General features: G+C 70.6%; 1 pseudogene. It reads left to right on the plus strand.

Going from position 1 to position 2,936, the window contains the following annotated elements:
• Window positions 1–10 precede the first annotated feature (10 nt).
• Window positions 11–2,936 (plus strand): annotated as a pseudogene (locus tag ACTWQR_RS55465) (type I polyketide synthase); the annotation flags it as partial.

Below are 2,936 nucleotides of genomic sequence, written 5' to 3' on the forward strand. Positions count from 1 at the left end.
CGCCGAGCAAGGAGCCGTGGTCTCGGTCGCGGCCTGCGACCTGTCCGACCGCGACCAGGTGCGGGCGCTCCTGGCCTCGGTGCCGGACGAGCACCGCTTGACAGGCGTGGTGCATACGGCCGGTGTGTTCGATGACGGGGTGATCGGGGCGTTGACCCCGGAGCGGCTGGCCGGGGTGTTCGCGCCCAAGGTGGACGCGGTGCGGCACCTGGACGAGCTGACTCGTGGCTTGGACCTCGACGCGTTCATCGCCTTCTCCTCTGTCGCGGGGGTGTTCGGGGGCGGCGGTCAGGGCAATTACGCGGCGGCGAATGCCTTCCTGGACGGGTTGATGGCCGGCCGTCGGGCGGCGGGCCTGCCCGGGCTGTCGCTCGCCTGGGGCCTGTGGGAGGAGAGCCTCGGCATGGCCGCTCACCTCAGCAGCGTCGACCAGGCGCGTGCGAGCCGAGGTGGTGTGCTGGCGATCACTGCCGCGGAGGGCATGGAGCTGTTCGATGCCGCTGTGGGGTCCGGGCAGTCGCTGCTGGTGCCGATCAAGCTCGACCTGCGGGGGTTGCGTGCTGACGCGGCGGACGGCGGTGGAGTGCCGCACCTGCTGCGCGGTCTGGTGCGGGTGGCCCGGCAGTCGGCGCGGGCGGCAGGCACCGGCGACGAGAGCCGGAAGTTGTCCGACCGGCTGGCCGGGCTCGCCGAGGCGGAGCAGGAGGCTCTGCTTCTTGACGTTGTGCGTGCCCGGGCCGCGACCGTGCTCGGGCATGCCGGGCCGGAGGGCGTCCGAGCGGATTTGGCGTTCAAGGACGTCGGCTTCGACTCGCTCACGTCCGTGGAACTGCGCAACCGGCTGCGTGAGGCAACCGGTCTGAAGCTTCCTCCCACGCTGGTCTTCGACTATCCCACCCCGCTGGTCCTCGCCCGCCATCTGCGCGACGAGCTCGGTGACGTGGCACCAGTGCCAGTGGCGCCGACGGTCGTGGTGGCCGACGCGGGGGAGCCGATAGCAATCGTGGGTATGGCGTGCCGGCTGCCGGGTGGAGTGGCGGGGCCGGAGGATCTGTGGCGGATGGTGGCTGAAGGCCGGGACGCCGTGGCGCCCTTCCCCGACGACCGCGGCTGGGATCTGGAGAGCCTGGTCGACCCCGACCCTGACAGCTCAGGTACTTCGTACACCAGTCAGGGTGGCTTCCTGCGCGGGGCTGGGCTCTTCGATGCGGGGTTCTTCGGGATTTCGCCGCGTGAGGCGTTGGCGATGGATCCGCAGCAGCGGTTGCTGCTGGAGGCGTCGTGGGAGGCGTTGGAGGGTGCCGGTGTCGACCCGGTCTCGCTGAAGGGCACCGATGTCGGGGTGTTCTCCGGGGTGTCCAGCCAGGGTTACGGGACCGGCGTGCTCGCGCCGGAGTTGGAGGGCTTCGCCGGCACGGGGTTGGCGTCGAGCGTGGCGTCGGGCCGGGTGTCGTACGTCTTCGGCTTCGAAGGACCGGCGGTGTCGGTGGATACGGCGTGTTCGTCGTCGTTGGTGGCGATGCATCTGGCTGCGCAGGCGCTGCGGCAGGGTGAGTGCTCGATGGCGTTGGCCGGCGGCGCGATGGTGATGGCGACACCCGGCACCTTCGTGACGTTCTCCCGGCAGCGGGGCCTGGCCTCTGACGGGCGCTGCAAGGCGTTCTCCTCGGGCGCGGACGGAATGGGTCTGGCCGAGGGTGTGGGTGTGGTGGTGCTGGAGCGGTTGTCGGTGGCGCGGGAGCGTGGGCACCGGGTGCTGGCAGTCGTACGGGGCAGTGCGGTGAACCAGGATGGCGCGTCCAATGGCTTGACGGCGCCGAACGGGCCGTCGCAGCAGCGGGTGATCCGCAGGGCGTTGGCCGGTGCCGGTCTGGTCTCGGCGGATGTGGATGTGGTGGAGGGGCACGGGACCGGGACGGCTCTGGGTGATCCGATCGAGGCGCAGGCGTTGCTGGCCACGTACGGTCAGGGCCGGGACCCGGAACAGCCGCTGTGGCTGGGGTCGTTGAAGTCCAACATCGGTCATACGCAGGCGGCTGCGGGCGTGGCCAGTGTTATCAAGATGGTGCAGGCGCTGCGGCACGGCGTCATGCCTCCCACGCTGCATGTGGACACGCCCACCCCTCAGGTGGACTGGTCGGCGGGTGCGGTGGAGTTGCTGACCGAGGCGCGGGAGTGGCCGCGCAACGGCCGTCCGCGTCGGGCCGGGGTGTCGTCGTTCGGGGTGAGTGGGACGAACGCGCACCTGATCCTGGAGGAAGCGCCGCCAGAGGCGGAGCGGGACACCGGCGAGTCGGTGTCTGCGGGTGTGGTGCCGTTGGTGGTGTCGGCGCGGAGTGCAGGTTCGCTGGCGGGTCAGGCGGGGCGGCTGGCGTCGTATGTGGAGTCGGGTGCCGGTGGCGTGCCTCTAGCCGGTGTGGCGAACGCGTTGCTGTCGGGCCGTGCGCTGTTGGGTGAGCGTGCGGTGGTGATTGCTGGCTCGGGTGAGGAGGCGCTGACCGGGCTGGGTGCGCTGGCACGAGGTGAGAGCGCGGCCGGTGTGATGTCCGGCAGGCTGGCAAGCTCGGGTGTGCCGGGGAAAGTGGTGTGGGTGTTTCCGGGGCAGGGTTCGCAGTGGGTGGGGATGGGGCGGGAGTTGCTGGATTCCTCGCCGGTGTTTGCCGAGCGGATCGCGGAGTGTGCTGCTGCGTTGGATCGGTGGGTGGACTGGTCGCTCCTGGATGTGCTGCGTGGCGAGGCGGAACCCGAGCTGCTGGAGCGGGTGGATGTGGTGCAGCCTGCCAGCTTCGCGGTGATGGTGGGGCTGGCTGCGGTGTGGGCGTCGGTGGGTGTGGTGCCGGATGCGGTGCTGGGTCATTCGCAGGGTGAGATAGCGGCCGCGTGTGTGGCGGGTGCCTTGTCACTGGAGGACGCCGTTCGGGTCGTGGCCCTGCGCA

This window comes from Streptomyces sp. 2A115 (genome assembly GCF_052245575.1).
GTDB lineage: Bacteria > Actinomycetota > Actinomycetes > Streptomycetales > Streptomycetaceae > Streptomyces.